This is a genomic window from Cupriavidus alkaliphilus (assembly GCF_014191175.1).
In the GTDB taxonomy this organism is placed as follows: Bacteria; Pseudomonadota; Gammaproteobacteria; order Burkholderiales; family Burkholderiaceae; genus Cupriavidus; species Cupriavidus alkaliphilus.
In genome coordinates, this window is the sequence record NZ_JACHWE010000001.1 from 102,930 (window position 1) to 117,110 (window position 14,181).

Here is a 14,181-nt window from a genome sequence, read left to right on the forward strand (position 1 = left end):
GCGCGCCCCGTCGCAGTTGCCGCTCGGTCAAGCCTGCGACTGCACCGGGACTGAATAAACCACCCGCACAAACTTGGGCGCCGGCTGCCGGTCCACCACCACGCCGCCCATCGCTTCGGCAATCCGGCGGCTCGCCCAGTTCTGCTCCGCGGCCGGATACACAAACCGTGCCGGGCGCAAGGTGGCCGTCGCCCAGGCTGCCACCGCCAGCACCGCTTCCTTGCCATAGCCGTGCCCGTGGGCGTCCTCGCGGATCCAGATGCCGAACTCGGGTGCCGGCGTGTCGGCATGATGCAGGCCCGCCAGGCCGAGGAAATGTCCATCGCCGGTCCGACGCACGGCAAAGACGAAGTCGGTCCCTTCCTCCATGGCCGGCAGCCATGCCTGCCAGACCTCGCGAAACGCCTCGGGCGACGGGGCGGGGTCCCATTCCATGTAGCGGGCGAGCGTGGGGGTGATGCAGGGCCAGGCCTCGGCCGCGTCGTTCTCGCAGAAGGGCGACAGGGTCAGGCGGTCGGATTGGATCGGCAGGGAGAACGTGGGCATGGGCGGGGCTGGGTCGGTCAAACAGGTGCGAACCTGTTACGCCGCAGTGTACGCCTGCCGGTTCTTCGACTAGCGGTAACTCAATTTACGGATCCCGTTGCCGATAAGAGCCATGCCATACCAGCCCCTGCGCTGGCGTGTCCCCATGCCCATCGGAAATCCGTAATGAAGATCGCAGTCAAACTCCCGCTCGCCTTCGCCGCGGCGCTTATTGTCATGTTCGCCGGCGCGCTGTACGGCCTGAGTACCCTGAACCGCTCGCTCGACGACTACAACCATGTCGTGCTCGAGCGGGTCGAGGAGGAGCGGTTGGTCACGGCGATGCTCGTCGATTTCAAGGAACAGATCCAGGAGTGGAAGAACACGATCCTGCGCGGTCGCGAGACGGCGCGGCTGGACAAGCACTGGGCCGCCTTCGCGGCGCGCGAGGCGGCGATCCGCGAGCGCGGCGCGGTGCTGGCCGGGCGCCTGCCCGATGGCAAGTCGAAGGAGCTGGCCGCGCAGTTCGCCAGCGCGCATGCCGCCATGGGCGAGGGCTATCGGCGCGGCTTCGAGGCCTTCAAGGCGGCGGACTTTGACCCTGCCGCGGGCGACCGCGTCGTGGCCGGCGTCGATCGCGAGCCGGCGCGGCTGCTGCAGGAAGCCGCACGACTCATTGCGGCGGACGCCGCGGCCGTGTCGGCGCAGACGGCTGCGACCGCGAGCCGCGCTGCAACGCTTAGCTATGCGCTGATGTTTGCCGCATTCGTCTGCGGACTGGCCGGCGCGATGGTGTTCAGCCGCGCGCTGACGCGACCGCTGTCTCGTGCGCTGAATGTGGCGCAGACCGTCGCCAGGGGGGATCTTTCGACGCCGATCGATACGCGCGGCAAGGACGAGATCGCCGCGCTGATGCAGGCGCTGCACGACATGCAGCACAGCCTGTCCGATGTCGTCGGCCTGGTCCGGCGCAATGCCGAAGGCGTGGCGGCGGCCAGCGCGCAGATCGCGAACGGCAACTTCGACCTGTCGGCGCGCACCGAGCAGCAGGCCGCGTCGCTGGAGCAGACCGCCGCGAGCATGGATGAACTGACGCTGACCGTACGCGCCAACGCCGAGAACATCGAGCAGGTCTCGCAGCAGACAGCGCTGGCTCGCGATATCGCCGGGCGCAGCGCCGATGTGATGGGCAATGTCGTCGCCACCATGCAGGAGATCGCCGAGCGCTCGGCCAAGGTGGGCGATATCGTCGGCGTGATCGAAGGCATCGCCTTCCAGACCAACCTGCTGGCGCTAAACGCGGCGGTCGAGGCCGCGCGTGCCGGCGAACAGGGACGCGGATTCGCCGTGGTCGCCAACGAGGTGCGCACGCTCGCGCAGCGCAGCGCGGTGGCTTCGCGCGAAATCAAGGCGCTGATCGACGTGGCGGTCGAGCGCGTCGCGGCCGGCCACGCGCTGGTGGGCAGCGCCGGCGGCACGATCGAAGAGATGACGGCGGCGATGGCGCAGGTCTCGCGCATCGTGAACGAGATTGCCGCCGCGTCGGGCGAGCAGCGCCAGGGCATCGAGCAGGTCAACACGGCGGTCGGCCAGCTCGACGAGGTCACGCAGCAGAACGCGGCGCTGGTCGAGCAGGCTTCGGCGGCCACGCAATCGATGGCGGAGCAGGCGCGTGCGCTGCGCGAGGCGGTGGCGGTGTTCCGGTTGGGCGGGGCGGCGATGGCGGTGGCGTGAGGGGGGAGGTGCACGTCCGCGCCGCACTTTGTTGCCGACGCCGGAGCGTTTGACCACGAGAGCACTTCCCGCAAATGCCAGAGAGAACTTGCGCCCTCGTGCACCGGCGGCGGAAACGAAGCCGGATGGCCCAGCATCAGCTTGCGCATGTTCTGGCGAGACATGCCAACGGTGTCCGCAATGTCCGTCAGTCCCACCAGATCTGGTGCCGCCTCGGAGCGCCGGATCCGCAAGCTGGTTGCCTGAGGCAGCACAGGGCGGGTTCCGGACCGTTGCCTTGCGTCGTCAGGCACCTGACAGTTCAAGCAAGAGCGGCTGCGCCAGGCAGCGCTCTTCGCAGTTGTTGCCATCGCCGCCGCGATCCACCACAGCGAAGGATGAGGGCGCGTCCACGGCCAGCAGCATGTGATGCCAGACGCCGGCGCGGTAGTTGACGCCTTGCCTGCCGTTGGTAATGAACGCACAGACCGACTCGGCCTCCAGCGTGTCGCCGGGCGGCGCCACCACGACCAGGAAAGGGCGGTCCGAAAGCGGGATGAACGCCTGGCTGCCGAGCGGATGGCGCTCCAGCATGGTGATTTCCATCGGGAATGCGTAGGGCCGGGCCTCGAACAGGTTGATCAGCGCCCGGCCGCCCCCCAGTTCCACCGTGGCCAGGTCATGGTGGCGCATGACCATGCCGCCGTTGATCGGAAAGGCGTTGGGGTCGCCGGCGGGGCGTGCCTCGATGACGTCGCCGAAGGGCGCAAAGGCGGCCGCGCTCAGCGGCTGCGGATGCAGGCGCAACCGGGGGGATGCCCTGCGCGCAAGCGTGGATTCCATCACTAAGTCTCCTGAACTGAAAATCGCGGCAAGCGGCCCGATGCCGGCGTGCGATTTCGCATGGCTTGACTGGTCTGACCAGTTGAGGCGGATTCTGCAGCAAGTCGTGGCGCAGCACAAGCGTTGCAACCGGCGGCCGTGCGTGTAACCGCGTTAAACCGCGTTAAACCCGGGCTTTCCCCATGTTGACGCCGCCTTGACACCGGCCAGGCGCCTCCCTACCATTCAGCATCTACTGGTCAGACCGGTATGACTAACGACCGGCGGCGATCAGACTGCAGCTTGTCGATGACGCGAATAAACCAAGGGAGACTTCCATGATTCCGACTGAAACCGCCCATGCCGGGCCCGATGGCATGGCTGTGCCGCAGGCGCAGGCCCAGGCCCGGGAGGACGCGGTGTACCGCAAGGTGGCCTGGCGGCTGCTGCCGTTCCTGATGCTGTGCTACGTGGTGGCCTATCTGGACCGGGTCAACGTGGGCTTTGCCAAGCTGAACATGCTGGCCGACCTGCAGTTCAGCGAGGCGGTGTACGGCCTTGGCGCGGGCTTGTTCTTTATCGGCTATTTCTTTTTCGAGGTGCCCAGCAACCTGCTGATGCACCGCATCGGCGCCAAGGCCACGATCTCGCGCATCATGATCCTGTGGAGCCTGATCTCCGCGGCGATGATGTTCGTGCAGACCAGCACGCAGTTCTACGTGCTGCGCTTCCTGCTGGGCGCGGCCGAGGCCGGCTTCTATCCCGGCATGATCCTGTACCTGACCTACTGGTTCCCCTCGCACCGGCGCGCGCGCATGGTGGCGCTGTTCATGGCCGCGATCCCGATCTCGGGCATCTTCGGCGGGCCGCTGTCGGGCTGGGTGATGGAGGCCATGCACGGGGTCAACGGCCTGCGCGGCTGGCAGTGGATGTTCGTGATCGAGGCGGTGCCGTCGCTGCTGGTGGGCGTGGCGGTGCTCTGGTACCTGGACAACAACATCGAGTCCGCGCGCTGGCTGACGGCGGACGAGAAGGCGCTGCTGGCGCGCAATATCGCCGCCGAGAATGCGCACAAGACCGCCCATATGTCGCTGCGTACCGTGGTGACGGACCCGCGCGTGCTGAAAATGACGATGATCTGCTTCTGCACGGTGATGGGCCAGTACGGGCTGACCTTCTGGCTGCCCACGCTGATCAAGCAGACCGGCGTGAAAAGCGTGCTGGACGTGGGTTTGCTGACCGCAATCCCGTTCGGCGTGGCGGTGTGTTCGATGATCCTGGTCAGCCGCAGCTCGGACCGCATGCGCGAACGCCGCTGGCACCTGATCGTGCCGTTCTGCTGCGCGGCCACGGGCCTGGTGCTGAGCGCCCTGTTCAGCCACAACACCGCGCTGTCGCTCGCCGCGCTGGCGCTGGCCGCCGGCGGCAGCCTGGCCACGTCGCCGCTGTTCTGGAGCCTGCCCACCGCGATCCTGTCGGGCGTGGGCGCCGCCGCGGGCATTGCGCTGATCAACTCGTTCGCCAACCTTGCCGGCTTTATCAGCCCTTACATGATCGGGCTGATCAAGGATGCCACCCAGAGCACCGACGCCGCGATGTACGTGCTGGCGGCGGTGCTGCTGTGCGGCGCGCTGCTGACGTACTCGGTGCCGGCCAGGCTGGTCAACAAGTAAGGGGCGGGGCGGGCGGGTTTGTCGGCTAGAATTTCCGGCAACCGGCGCCGCGCCCATGGCGCGTCGCCCCTTGCGCCTCACTCTTACTGGTCCCCCCGCACGTATGACTGGATCTTCCGCCTCCGTCGCCAACCAGGCCGTCAGCCTTATCCAGCAATGGGTGCGCGACGGCACGTTCCCGGCAGGCACGCTGCTGCCGGCGCAGCGGGAACTGGCGGCGAAGGTCGGCATCAGCCGCGCGTCATTGCGCGAGGCGATCTCCACCCTGCAGGGCATGGGCGTGGTGGTGTCGCGCCCGGGCAAGGGCGTCTATGTGACTGCCGCCGGCGACAGCGCGGCGGCCACGCCGCCGTGGCGCTTTGCCGCCACGCATTCGCTGATCGATATCTACCAGCTGCGCTTCGCGCTGGAAGGCCTGACCGCGCGGCTGGCCGCGCTGGCCATCTCCGCCGGCGAGATCGAACAGCTGCGCCAGAACGCGGCCACGATGCAGCAGGCGATCGAGGCCGACGCCTATGACGAAGCCTCGCAGCTGGATTATGAGTTCCACACGCTGATCGTCACGGTGTCCGGCAACCAGGTCATCCGCGAGATCCTGCGCGAAAGCGCCGAGGTGATGCGCGAAAGCCAGCGCCTGCCGTACTACCGGCGCGGCGCGCGCAACGCCACCTTCCTCGAGCACAGCGCCATCATCGAGGCGCTGGCCGCGCGCCAGCCGGAGCAGGCGCAACGCGCGATGGAGCGCCACATCATGCTGGCGGCGCGCCGGGCCGGCGTGCATTTCCCCACCGGCGACGAAAAGGAAGATTGATCTCCCAGCCGGGCCTCAGTCGAGCCGGAACACCCCCACCGCCCGGTTCAGCCCTTCGGTCTGCACCCGTTGTGCCCGCGCGGCTTCGGCCGCGCCGGCCACCAGCTCGGCGTTCTCTTCGAATGCCGCCTGGATCTCGGCAACGCGTTGCGCCATGCCCTCGATGCCGCTGCGCTGGTGGTCGCCCAGCGTTGCCAGTTCCTGCACCAGCGCGGCCAGCCTGCCGATGCTGGCCACCACTTCATTCATGGTCTCGCCGGTATGGCCTACCAGCTCCGTGCCGGCGTGGGCGCGCTCGACCGAGGTATTGATCAGCCCGCGGATTTCCCGCGCCGCGGCGCCGCAGCGATGCGCCAGTTGCCGCACCTCGCCGGCCACCACGGCGAAGCCCTTGCCGTGCTCGCCGGCGCGCGCGGCTTCGACGGCGGCGTTCAGCGCCAGGATGTTGGTCTGGAAGGCAATGCTGTCGATCACGCCGATGATCTCGGTGATGCGCCCGCAGGCCTCGTCAATCTCGCCCATGGTCTGGATCACCGACAGGATCTCGCCGCTGCCGCGCGCCACCACGGCGCTGGAGGCGCCGGCCAGTTCGCAGGCGCCGCGGGCCTGGTCCGCGCTGGCGCGGGCGGACTGGGTCAGTGCCTGCATGTCGTGCATGGTCTGGGCCACGATGCGCGCCTGCGCCTCGGTGCGGCGGGCCACGCTGGCGCTGGTGTCGAGAATCTCGCCGGCGGCGTCAGCCACGGTGCCGGCGGTGTCCCGCACCTGCTGCAAGGTCTGGCGCACGGTGTCCAGGGTCTTGCGAAAGGCGCGGGCGAAATCGCTGCCGGGCTCGGTGCCGTCGCCGGCCAGCGTCAGGTAGCCGGGTTCGCGCCCGATGCCCGCGGCCAGCGCGCTCAGTTCGTCGGCGGAATGGGCGTCGCGTTCCAGCCGCCAGGCGATCACGCACAGCACGGCGGTCTGCGCGATGACAAAGGCCGCATGGAACAGCACCATGTTGAAGCTGGGATCGGTGAAGCAGATGGTGTTCCAGCCCCATTGCTGGAAAAAGTTGAAGCTCAGGTGATGCAGCGCGATCACCAGCGCCGCCAGCAGGATCACGCGGAAGTCGCGATAGGCCAGCAGCATCGACAGCGACACGAACACCAGGAAGTGGAATTCCACCTGCCCGCGCGCCTGGTGGATCAGCAGCGCCACAAAGGCCATCATCAGCACTGCCATCGCCAGCCGGGTGGCCAGGCGGGCCGGCAGGGCGACCGCCATCAGCGTGCCGAGCAACGCGATCGGCAGGCCCAGCGCCAGCGTCAGGCCGGTGGATCCATAGTGATTGCCGACCACCAGCGACAACAGGCCCAGCAGCCACAGCATCGCCGTCATCAACCGGTCCGCGCGGCGGTGCACGCCTGGCAGCAATGGCGGGTGCGGCGCGGCCGGGGTGGAAACGGAACCGCCCGCGGCACGGCGGGCAGGGATGGTCGCGGACAGGCGTCCGGACAGGGCGTGGTCAGCGCTGGTCATAATTCCCCCGCAGCGTGGTTCGAGAAGACGCTGCACCCCGTCCGTGCAAGTTATTGTTTTAATGTCTTTATCTTGGGTATTGCGCGGCTGATTATATCGACGCCCATGGCGCGCGGCGGGCCGTGCCGCCGCCGCGCAACACCGCGGGCAAATTGCTGCAATTGAGTGATGTTCGGGGATTGCGCAAGCGGCTACGATAGGGGGCCCATCGCGCCGGGCTCAGGCCCTGCCGGCTCAATCCATCAGCGCCACCTGCACGTCGCGCGCGCCCTGGTAAGGATTGCGGCCGTGCCAGACCTGCAGGTTGTCGAGCACCATCACATCGCCGTCGCGCCACGGCCAGCTATAGGTGGACTGGTCGCAGAGCCGGTCGATATGCGCGCGCTCCGCATCGGTCAGCGCTTCGCCATTGAGGGGCGCTTCACCAGCCGTGGCCTGCCGCCACCGCGCGTGACGGTTGAAAGCACCAGCTCATCGGTGTCGTTTGCCGACCTGCTGCGCAACACCGACATGCTCGGCATCATGCCCCAGCGCCTGCTGCGACAGGCGGTGGGGCAGGGGCTGCAAACCATCGAGGGCGAGGACATGTGCTGGCAGTATGAGCTGGCCGTGTTCTGGCGAGCCAGCGCCTACCTGTCGCCGCTGTGCCGGGATTTCCGCGATGCGCTGGTGCGCTGGTGCGCGCAAGCCGGCATCTGAACAGGCGCCGGCGGCGCGGCACCTCAGTCGAGGCGGATATTGTTTTCCTTGATCACGTTGCCCCAGTACGCCTGGTCGGCACGTGTCGTCGCCGCGAAGGCCGCCGGCTGCGTGGTCTTGACGATCAGGCCCAGATCCCCCAGCCGCTGGCGGATGTCGGGCGCGGCCATCACCGTTTCCACATCCGCCGCGATCTTGTCGACGATGGCCTGCGGCGTGCCGGCCGTGGTGAACAGGCCCAGCCAGGCCGGGCCGTCCAGGCCCTTGAAGCCGAGTTCCTGGAAGGTCGGCACGTCGGGCAGCATCGGCGCGCGGGTATTGCCGGTCACCGCCAGCGGCTGCAGCTTGCCGGTGCGCGCATGCTGGCGCACCGTCATCGGCGACAGCGTGCCCAGCGAAATCTGGCCGCCGATCAGGTCGGTGGCGATCGGCGCTTCGCCCTTGTACGGCACGTGGACGAGCTGGGCCCCGGCGTCCTTGAGGAAGACCTGCATGTATAGATGGGCGCCGGTGCCGATGCCATAGGTGCCATAGGAGAACTTTTCCGGCTGGGACTTTGCCAGGGCCACCATCTGCGGCAGCGTGCGCGGCATGGTGCTGCTGGCGGTCAGCACCAGGCTGGTGGTGCACAGCTGGCCGATGGCGGTGAGGTCGCGCAGCGGGTCGAACGGCGGCTTGGCCACCATATAGGGCGTCTGCACCAGGCTGGGCAGGCCCAGCAGCAGCGTGTAGCCGTCCGGCTGCGCTTTGGCCACCACGTCGGCGCCGATCATGCCGCCCACGCCGGGACGGTTCTCGACGATCACCGGGCGCTGCCACAGCTTGCCCAGCGGGTCGCCCAGCGCGCGCGCCAGCACGTCGGTGGCGCCGCCGGGCGGATAGGGCACGACCAGCCGCACCGGACGCGCCGGCCAGGACTGCTGGGCCCGGGCCGATCCGATTCCCAGGGTTGAAGCGGCGGCGGCCAGGGATCCGGCTCCCAGCCAGTGCAGGGCCTTGCGGCGGTCGGCTTGCATGGTGTGTCCTCCAGTGGTTGACGTCGTATCGGCATGCGGCCAGGCGTCGGTGCGCCAGTGGCCACGGCAAGGCGCAGCGTACGAGGCCACGACGCGTTGCGGCATCGACGGAATGGACGAAAACGGTGGGGAGTACTTACCCGGATCGGGTTTGCGCAAGAGGATGCGGCCGTGCCGCGATCCGAACCACGGCATCGCTTATGATGGCGCCGCCGCTGCCGGCGCGTTCAGTCAGTCCGGTCTGTGCGGCGCTTGATCCATTTCCTGCTTGATCCAACATGGCCCGCCTCAAACTCGACCTGCCCGCCGACCAGCTTTGCTACGCCACGCACCTCACTGTGCGCGTGACGGACATCAATTCGGCCAACCACCTTGCCAATGATTCGATGATCTCAATGATTTCAGAGGCGCGGGCGCGGTTCCTGTTCGAATTCGGCAGCGAGGATGTGCGCGAGGAAGGGGTAGGGATCATCGTCACCGACCTGGCCACCATGTACCGCAACGAGGCCCATGCGCGCGACCAGCTGCTGTTCGAGGTGGGCGTGATGGACTTCAACAAGTACGGCGGCGACATCATCTTCCGCATCACGCGGCCGGCCGATGGCGCGCTGATCGCGATGGCCAAGTCGGGCTTCGTCTTCTTCGATTACGTGGCCAAGCGCGTGGTGGCGATGCCGGCGGGATTCGCCGGGCGCTTCCCGAAGGTGAACTGGGTGGAGTAGCCGCTGGCGTGGCGCTGCCCGGTGGCGGCGCCACGTGTTTGCCAACCAGAAGGCTCAGGCCTTGCGCTCGCCGCCAAGCGCCTCGGTCAGGTCCACCAGCATGCCGGACAGCTCGCCCGCCATCATGGTGAAGTCCGCGTCGAAGCGCTCGTCTTCATCGTGCGCGGTGCCGTCGGCCTGTTCCTTGATCACGTCGAGCGGTGCGACTTTCTTGACCACCAGCCCGTCGGTCAGCACGAACGAGACGCGGTCGTTCCAGGTCATCGCCAGGCGCGTGCAGCGCTTGCCGGCGGCGATATGGCGGCGCAGGTCTTCCGCGTCGAGCGGGTGGCGCACGTAGCGGACCGTGGCCTTGCTTTCGGCGCCGGACTGCAGCTCGATTTCCTGGTCGACGGTAAATCCGGCGGGGGCCGCATCGCCGGCCAGCCATTCGGTCATCGCCGCCACCGGCGACTGGTTGACGTGCAGGTTGATCAGCGGCAGCGGGTCCAGCGCCTTGAACAGCATGCCGCGCACTTCATCGGCCTTGGCCGCTGCAGCGGCGTCGATGGCAAGCCAGCCGTTGTCAGGATCGATCCACACGCGCGTGTCGCGGCGGATGCTGAAGGCGCGCGGCAGCAGTTCTTCGGTGACCTGCTCCTTCAGTTCCTTCATTTGCTTGCGGCCCGGCTTGTAGCCTTGCTGCTCTTCGATCTCGGCGGCGCGGGCGCGCGTGACCTGGTTGACCACGGTGGTGGGCAGCAGCTTTTTTTCGGTGCGCAGCGTCAGCAGCATCTGGCGGCCGACGGTATGGACCAGCTGGCCGTTGTCACGCGGCGAGGCCCAGCCCTGCGTCTGCATTTCGAGGCTGGTGCCGGGAAAGAAGGCGTGCTTCGCCAGGCTGGCTTCGACCTCGTCGGCGCTGGGCGACCACGGGGCGGAGAAACGATGGACCTGCAGATTCTTGAACCACATGGGGAATTCGGCCAAAGGGACGAATTCTAACGCCCGCGGCGCGCCGCCGCGGAAAATGCCTGCGCCGCGCGACCTGCAGGCCGCGCGGCGGCGATCGGAAATTGCTGCTACAGGTCGAGCCGGGTGATCTTGCTGCCCTCGAAGCTCAGGCCCGCCATCAGGCCGGCATTGGTCAGCACGAAGCCGACGATCGGCTGCTGGGCAGTGTTGGTGTCGAGCACGCCGTTTGCGCCAACCGTCGCCAGCGCCACGGTGGCATCGACGCCCGCGGTCCAGCCGCTGCTGCGCACGAATTTGTCGTAGGCGTCCTGCGTCATGAACATCAGGATCACCGACTTGGACTGCGCCCCGATCTGCCAGCCGACCGAGCCCGAGATCAGCCGGTAATAGCCGCGCGTGCCGCCACCGGAGCGCAGCGTGCCGTCGCCATACTCGCCGCCGACGATAAAGCCCGCCGACAGGGTCTTCGGGAACACCAGGATGCCGCGCGCGCGGCTGCCCAGCTCGCGCGCGCCGTTGACCGAGCTGTACAGGCGCGACAGCGTGGCATCCGCGCCGGAGTCCAGTTCGCGCCGGCGCGCGGACTTGTCGGCAGGCGCGTCGGGCTTGGTGGTGGTGCACGCGCCGGTAGCCAGCGTGCCGAGGGCCAGACCCGCGCTGGCCGTAAGGAAGGTTCGACGTTTCATCTCGTCTCCTTGGTGTTGTTGTCGCCTTTGAAGCATAGGCGCCGAAATCACCCGGGCAAATGATTCAGGCCAAGGAGTCGTTTCCATTTGTGACGAAGGTGGTGCAGGATGGGCGTTCGCGGCAAGAATAATGGGCCTTGCGCCCGGTACGTCCCACGGCTGGCTGACCGCCAACACAGGATCGGGCGCCGTCACCGCATCTTGATCCGCCATGAAGAAACTTCTCACCGCCTTGCCGCTGCTTCTGCTGTCTGCCTGTGCCTCCCAGCCTCCGGGTGCTTCGACCGACGCCGCGGTATCGGCCCCGTCGGCCGATTCCGGCAGCGAATGGCAGGCGCTGCGTGCCAAATACATGGATTGCACGCAGAAAAAGGCGAACGACAACCTGTCGGCCAAGGGCCAGCCGAAAGACGTGGCCGACCTCGCGCTGTCCGCGTGCCAGCCTGAACTGGACGCGATGCACAGTGCCTTCCGCGGGTATCTCGACGCGCAGATGTCGTCGTCGCACGGCAAGAGCAGCGCGCGCCAGGCGGCGGCGCGCGTGACCACCGACACCCGCGACAAGGCGCGCAGCTACCTGGTGCGCTACGTCGAGCGCGAGCGCTACCTGGCGCGCCAGAACTGAGGGCGCGCCGGCGGCTCAGAGCATTTCCAGCGGCCCCGGCCCGTCGGGCGGCGGGAAGATGCGGTCGATCTCGGCCAGCTGGGCAGGGGACAGGCTCTTCGACAGCGCCTCCAGGTTTTCCTGAAGGCGCTCGCGCCGGCTGGTCTTGGGGATGGCGATGACGCCGTCCTGCGCCAGCAGCCAGGCCAGCGCGGCCTGCGCCGCGCTCATGCCGTGGTCGCGCGCGAAGCGCTTGAGCCCGGCATGGCCCAGCAGCCGCGACTGCTCGATCGGGGAATAGGCCATCACCGGCACGCCGCGCTGGCGCAGCCAGGGCAACAGATCCCACTCGATGCCGCGCCGCCCCAGGTTGTACAGCAGCTGGTCGGTGGCCACGCGGCTGCCGCCGGGCGCATCCCACAATTCCTGCATATCGGACAGGTCCAGGTTGCTGACGCCCCAGTGGCGGATCTTGCCGTCGCGCTGCAGCGCCTCCATGGCCTGCACGGTTTCTTCCAGCGGCACGCCGCCGCGCCAGTGCAGCAGATACAGGTCGATGCGGTCGGTGCGCAGCCGCTTCAGGCTGCGCTCGCAGGCCTGCACGGTGCCGCGCCGGCTGGCGTTGAAGGGGTAGACCTTGCTGACCAGGAAAGCCTGGTCGCGCCGGCCGGCGATGGCCTCGCCGATCATCTCCTCGGACTGCCCTTCGCCGTACATCTCGGCGGTATCGATCAGGCGCAGGCCCAGGTCCAGCCCCAGGCGCAGCGTGGCGATCTCTTCCGCGCGCGCGGCGGGCGACTCGCCCATATTCCATGTGCCCATGCCGAGCGCCGGGACGCGCTCGCCGTCGGGCAGGGTGACTTGCTTCATCGCTTGGCTTCCAGGTTGGCCGGGGTTGGGTGCCCGGCGGCACCCAACCACACTAGTTAACAACACCGGCAATGTACAACCGGCGCGGGCCGGCAATGCTTCAGACCAGTCCGGTCAGAAAATACAGCGCGATGACGAAAAACACCGCGGCGGTCTTGATCAGCGTGACCGCGAAGATATCGCGGTAGGACTCGCGGTGGGTCAGGCCGGTCACGGCCAGCAGCGTGATCACGGCGCCGTTGTGCGGCAGGGTGTCCATGCCGCCGCTGGCCATCGACACCACGCGATGCAGCACTTCCAGCGGGATCTGCATGGCCTGCGCGCCCGCGATGAAGGTTTGCGACATCGCCGCCAGCGCAATGCTCATGCCGCCCGAGGCCGAGCCGGTGATGCCGGCCAGCGTGCTGACCGAGACCGCGGCATTGACCAGCGGGTTGGGGATGGCGCGCAGCGCATCGCTGACCACCAGGAACCCCGGCAGCGCGGCGATGACGCCGCCGAAGCCGTATTCCGATGCCGTGTTCATCGAGGCCAGCAGCGCCCCGCCGACGGCGCCCTTGGTGCCCTCGGCAAACCGTTCGCGCAGCGCGCCAAAGGCGGTCGCCAGTACCACGGCGATGCCCAGCAGCAGCGCGCCTTCCACCGCCCAGATCGCGGTGACGCTGGCAATCTTGGTTTCCACCGGGCTGGCCAGGCCGGGCAGCGCCACGCTGCTGGATTCGCCGTACCACAGCGGAATCATCCGCGTCAGCCAGAAATTGGCCACGCCCACCACCACCAGCGGCAACAGCGCCAGCAGCGGGTGCGGCAGCTTGCCGGCCTGGCTGCGCTCGGGCTCGTTGCGCAGATTGGTGCCATAGCCCTCGCCGCGCGCGGCGGTGGCGCGGCGGCGCCATTCCAGGTAGCTCAGGCCCACCACCAGGATAAACAGCGACCCGGCCACGCCCAGCGCGGGCGCGGCCCACGAGGTGGTGTTGAAGAAATTGGTGGGAATGATGTTCTGGATCTGCGGGGTCCCCGGCAGCGAATCCATGGTGAACGAGAACGCGCCCAGCGCGATCGCGCCCGGCATCAGCCGCTTGGGGATGTTGCTCTGGCGATACAGCTCGGCGGCAAACGGGTAGACCGCGAACACCACCACGAACAGCGACACGCCGCCATAGGTCAGCAGCGCGCACACCGTGACGATCACCGCATTGGCGCGCGAGCGCCCGATATAGCGGATCGCCGCGGCAACGATGGACTCGGAAAAGCCCGATAGCTCGACCACCTTGCCGAACACCGCGCCTAATAAGAACACAGGGAAATACAGCTTCACGAAGCCGACCATCTTCTCCATGAAGATGCCGCTGAACACCGGCGCCACCGCCGACGGGTCGGTCAGCAGCACCGCGGCCAGCGCGGCGATCGGCGCGAACAGGATCACGCTGTAGCCGCGGTAAGCGGCGAACATCAGAAAGGCAAGGGCTGCCAGTACGATCAGGAACGACATCGGATCTCCTTCAGGGTTGCCTTCTCCTGAGGTGCGGTCCGTTGCCGCGCTGGGGCCTGCGCTTGTGGCGCGTTGT

General features: G+C 67.8%; 14 protein-coding genes and 2 pseudogenes. 6 read left to right on the plus strand and 10 right to left on the minus strand.

The genetic code is table 11. From position 1 onward, the window contains the following. Positions 1 to 27: 27 nt before the first annotated feature. Positions 28 to 546: a GNAT family N-acetyltransferase gene (locus FHX60_RS00485; RefSeq protein ID WP_183282258.1), complete on the minus strand. Its 519-nt coding sequence runs from the start codon at positions 544 to 546 to the stop codon at positions 28 to 30. 165 nt (positions 547 to 711) lie between these two features. Here FHX60_RS00485 and FHX60_RS00490 point away from each other — a divergent pair, with 165 nt between their 5' ends. Then, positions 712 to 2,259 (plus strand): methyl-accepting chemotaxis protein, encoded by a 1,548-nt coding sequence (locus FHX60_RS00490; RefSeq protein ID WP_112776829.1) that lies wholly within the window; start codon positions 712 to 714, stop codon positions 2,257 to 2,259. Positions 2,260 to 2,303: 44 nt separating this feature from the next. Here FHX60_RS00490 and FHX60_RS27955 read toward each other — a convergent pair. After that, a pseudogene (locus tag FHX60_RS27955) lies at positions 2,304 to 2,609 on the minus strand (hypothetical protein); the annotation flags it as partial. Further along, on the minus strand, positions 2,545 to 3,081 hold the full coding sequence (locus FHX60_RS00495; RefSeq protein WP_183282259.1) for an ureidoglycolate lyase: 537 nt from the start codon (positions 3,079 to 3,081) through the stop codon (positions 2,545 to 2,547). The gene FHX60_RS00495 and the pseudogene FHX60_RS27955, both read right to left, overlap by 65 nt. A 317-nt stretch (positions 3,082 to 3,398) precedes the next feature. Between FHX60_RS00495 and FHX60_RS00500 the strand changes: the two genes are divergently transcribed. Continuing rightward, entirely contained in the window at positions 3,399 to 4,733 is a 1,335-nt protein-coding gene (locus tag FHX60_RS00500) for an MFS transporter (RefSeq protein ID WP_112776826.1), read from the plus strand. 103 nt (positions 4,734 to 4,836) lie between these two features. After that, complete coding sequence (locus FHX60_RS00505; RefSeq protein WP_183282260.1) at positions 4,837 to 5,544, plus strand: FadR/GntR family transcriptional regulator; 708 nt, start codon at positions 4,837 to 4,839, stop codon at positions 5,542 to 5,544. Between the two features lie 15 nt (positions 5,545 to 5,559). On the opposite strand, the gene FHX60_RS27890 is transcribed toward FHX60_RS00505, so the two are convergent. Together FHX60_RS27890 and FHX60_RS28050 are read right to left on the minus strand one after the other, a co-directional pair. Beyond that, positions 5,560 to 6,921 (minus strand): methyl-accepting chemotaxis protein, encoded by a 1,362-nt coding sequence (locus tag FHX60_RS27890; RefSeq protein WP_221209879.1) that lies wholly within the window; start codon positions 6,919 to 6,921, stop codon positions 5,560 to 5,562. A 375-nt stretch (positions 6,922 to 7,296) separates the two neighbouring features. Further along, a pseudogene (locus tag FHX60_RS28050) lies at positions 7,297 to 7,401 on the minus strand (TauD/TfdA family dioxygenase); the annotation flags it as partial. Between the two features lie 15 nt (positions 7,402 to 7,416). Between FHX60_RS28050 and FHX60_RS00520 the strand changes: the two are divergent. After that, a complete protein-coding gene (locus FHX60_RS00520) occupies positions 7,417 to 7,761 on the plus strand; it encodes a LysR substrate-binding domain-containing protein (protein WP_375790527.1) in 345 nt (114 codons plus the stop codon). 23 nt (positions 7,762 to 7,784) lie between these two features. On the opposite strand, the gene FHX60_RS00525 is transcribed toward FHX60_RS00520, so the two are convergent. After that, entirely contained in the window at positions 7,785 to 8,777 is a 993-nt protein-coding gene (locus FHX60_RS00525; RefSeq protein WP_183282261.1) for a Bug family tripartite tricarboxylate transporter substrate binding protein, read from the minus strand. Positions 8,778 to 9,055: 278 nt separating this feature from the next. On the opposite strand from FHX60_RS00525, the gene FHX60_RS00530 reads away from it, so the two are divergent. Further along, positions 9,056 to 9,499, plus strand: coding sequence for a thioesterase family protein (locus FHX60_RS00530; protein WP_018006295.1), 444 nt, complete (start codon positions 9,056 to 9,058; stop codon positions 9,497 to 9,499). A gap of 54 nt (positions 9,500 to 9,553) precedes the next feature. Here FHX60_RS00530 and FHX60_RS00535 read toward each other — a convergent pair whose 3' ends face one another. Together FHX60_RS00535 and FHX60_RS00540 are read right to left on the minus strand one after the other, a co-directional pair. Then, positions 9,554 to 10,453, minus strand: a complete 900-nt coding sequence (locus FHX60_RS00535; RefSeq protein WP_092307324.1) for a recombination-associated protein RdgC — start codon at positions 10,451 to 10,453, stop codon at positions 9,554 to 9,556. Positions 10,454 to 10,560: 107 nt separating this feature from the next. Next, positions 10,561 to 11,139, minus strand: a complete 579-nt coding sequence (locus FHX60_RS00540) for a BPSL1445 family SYLF domain-containing lipoprotein (protein WP_112776821.1) — start codon at positions 11,137 to 11,139, stop codon at positions 10,561 to 10,563. A 211-nt stretch (positions 11,140 to 11,350) separates the two neighbouring features. Here FHX60_RS00540 and FHX60_RS00545 point away from each other — a divergent pair, with 211 nt between their 5' ends. Then, a complete protein-coding gene (locus FHX60_RS00545; RefSeq protein ID WP_112776820.1) occupies positions 11,351 to 11,764 on the plus strand; it encodes a hypothetical protein in 414 nt (137 codons plus the stop codon). A 15-nt stretch (positions 11,765 to 11,779) separates the two neighbouring features. On the opposite strand, the gene FHX60_RS00550 is transcribed toward FHX60_RS00545, so the two are convergent. Together FHX60_RS00550 and FHX60_RS00555 are read right to left on the minus strand one after the other, a co-directional pair. After that, a complete protein-coding gene (locus tag FHX60_RS00550) occupies positions 11,780 to 12,613 on the minus strand; it encodes an aldo/keto reductase (RefSeq protein WP_183282262.1) in 834 nt (277 codons plus the stop codon). A 100-nt stretch (positions 12,614 to 12,713) separates the two neighbouring features. Beyond that, entirely contained in the window at positions 12,714 to 14,105 is a 1,392-nt protein-coding gene (locus FHX60_RS00555; RefSeq protein WP_183282263.1) for a GntP family permease, read from the minus strand. Between the last annotated feature and the right edge of the window lie 76 nt (positions 14,106 to 14,181).

Coding starts and splice junctions, on each gene's coding strand:
- FHX60_RS00525 (WP_183282261.1), bottom strand. CDS start 8,777: ATGCAAGCCGACCGCCGCAAGGCCCTGCACTGGCTGGGAGCCGGATCC.
- FHX60_RS00490 (WP_112776829.1), top strand. CDS start 712: ATGAAGATCGCAGTCAAACTCCCGCTCGCCTTCGCCGCGGCGCTTATT.
- FHX60_RS00485 (WP_183282258.1), bottom strand. CDS start 546: ATGCCCACGTTCTCCCTGCCGATCCAATCCGACCGCCTGACCCTGTCG.
- FHX60_RS00545 (WP_112776820.1), top strand. CDS start 11,351: ATGAAGAAACTTCTCACCGCCTTGCCGCTGCTTCTGCTGTCTGCCTGT.
- FHX60_RS00505 (WP_183282260.1), top strand. CDS start 4,837: ATGACTGGATCTTCCGCCTCCGTCGCCAACCAGGCCGTCAGCCTTATC.
- FHX60_RS27890 (WP_221209879.1), bottom strand. CDS start 6,921: ATGACGGCGATGCTGTGGCTGCTGGGCCTGTTGTCGCTGGTGGTCGGC.
- FHX60_RS00495 (WP_183282259.1), bottom strand. CDS start 3,081: ATGGAATCCACGCTTGCGCGCAGGGCATCCCCCCGGTTGCGCCTGCAT.
- FHX60_RS00500 (WP_112776826.1), top strand. CDS start 3,399: ATGATTCCGACTGAAACCGCCCATGCCGGGCCCGATGGCATGGCTGTG.
- FHX60_RS00550 (WP_183282262.1), bottom strand. CDS start 12,613: ATGAAGCAAGTCACCCTGCCCGACGGCGAGCGCGTCCCGGCGCTCGGC.
- FHX60_RS00555 (WP_183282263.1), bottom strand. CDS start 14,105: ATGTCGTTCCTGATCGTACTGGCAGCCCTTGCCTTTCTGATGTTCGCC.
- FHX60_RS00540 (WP_112776821.1), bottom strand. CDS start 11,139: ATGAAACGTCGAACCTTCCTTACGGCCAGCGCGGGTCTGGCCCTCGGC.
- FHX60_RS00530 (WP_018006295.1), top strand. CDS start 9,056: ATGGCCCGCCTCAAACTCGACCTGCCCGCCGACCAGCTTTGCTACGCC.
- FHX60_RS00535 (WP_092307324.1), bottom strand. CDS start 10,453: ATGTGGTTCAAGAATCTGCAGGTCCATCGTTTCTCCGCCCCGTGGTCG.